At 31.6% G+C, this 1,597-nt stretch carries 2 protein-coding genes; one reads left to right on the top strand and one right to left on the bottom strand.

The window, feature by feature from the left end; all coding sequences use genetic code 11:
• Positions 1 to 331: 331 nt before the first annotated feature.
• Positions 332 to 622, top strand: coding sequence for a hypothetical protein (locus tag AC1DSB_RS19020; protein WP_477531423.1), 291 nt, complete (start codon positions 332 to 334; stop codon positions 620 to 622).
• 256 nt (positions 623 to 878) lie between these two features.
• On the opposite strand, the gene AC1DSB_RS19015 is transcribed toward AC1DSB_RS19020, so the two are convergent.
• A partial coding sequence (locus AC1DSB_RS19015) for a TOPRIM nucleotidyl transferase/hydrolase domain-containing protein (protein WP_477587388.1) occupies positions 879 to 1,597 on the bottom strand: 719 nt, incomplete at its 5' end.

Raw genomic sequence — 1,597 nt, 5'->3', positions numbered from 1 at the left:
GTATTTACTGAAATGAATAAAAATTATTTGGTAAGAAGTGCAATACATGGAGGAAATCGTTTTTATGAAGGTGCTAAAACAATAAATGGATATATGGATAACTCAACTGAATTCGTTAGGATAATGGAATTACTAACCTCAAGAACGGATTTATCTAACCTTACTTTATATAACTAAAGATTTTATTCCATTAAGAAATTTATTAAAAGAATCCTTTTCTTGGTGTCCTGATTGTATAAAAAAATTCGAAGAAAGCGAAAAAATTATATATTATCCTCTGATTTGGTATATAAAATCTGTAAAAATTTGTTTTGAACATTTCGAATATTTAATGGGAAATATTGAAGAAGCAGATAATCTGGAAGGCGCTATTGAGGATTGGTTTAAGTCAATTGAAAGTCTAATTAGTGAATTAGAAAATAGGAATATTATCAATCACTTTGAAAAAGAGGAATATATAGAAGAAATATCTAAAGCTAACGAAGAAACCCGTAATTTTTATATTAGTAGAACTGATTATTTAGAGGAACCTAACGATGATGATGAATATGAATATCTAACTTTTAATGAAAATGATAAAAGAGAAGTTAGAGTGGATATATTTTCTGACGTTGATTTGTAACTTTTTAATTACTTCGATTTTGTTATGTGTCCACTCACACATTGGGAGCAATACCTTCACTGAAATATTAGAAAGTTTAGTCAGATGGTAAATAAATAATTTTTCTTTTTTTCAGCTAAACTGATAAATCGAATGATTGTTAAGTACAGTGATTTAAAATCATTCGAATTTAAGTAACTGGCAGACAAGTTAACTAGAATTAGGTAGAGGTCATCTCTATGTACATGAGATGACCTCTTTCATATTATTTGAAAAGTTAAACTAATTCAGGTTGTACAACAAGCGAAAGGAAATCTAATATCATTTCTGTGAACTCATAATGCGTTGATTCGTCTTCAGCAGTGTAATGTTCCATTTCCCGGATTTGCTCGAAAGTCATCTTATGCCAAAAGTGTTCTAAAACTTTTGTTCTACTAACATGAGGAAAAGCAGCATTTACTAATTTTTTCACATCATCATGTTCGCTAAAAGAAATCGGACTATCGAAACAATCTATATGTAAGTAATTTTCCGGTTCTCTTTTTCTTGTTAAGTAAGCTTTAATGCCTTGTGCGTTTAACTGCAACTGAGTTTGAATGTTTTGTTGCGCTTCTGGAGTCGGTTGGTCAGAGTCTAGTAATACGCACCAAGGTAAGTTAAATTGCTCTGCCAATTTTAAAGTTGTCCACGCTTTCAAATTGCCACATCCTCCAGTGGGGATTAAAGCAAACCCTTTCTCTTGAAGGGTTGAAGAAATTACTCCACCCTCTTTAAGTTTTTCGCAAATATGTCTAATGAAAACTACATCACCTTGTCCTTCTAAAAGCAATAATGCCTTTGTATTATTACTAAAGGGTTCCGGTAAAATGCCTAAGGTATTGGCAATTTCTTGAAATACATCTTCGTCATTAGACATAATTATTCGGTTCTCGCTATGTTTTGTTATAAAGCGTAAACTTTCAAGTGGTAATAGGCCTGCTAGTGCAGGAGTATGTG

The sequence above is a fragment of the Paenisporosarcina sp. P4_E4_2 genome (assembly GCF_056401595.1).
This window is presented reverse-complemented; position numbering and strand designations above follow the sequence as displayed.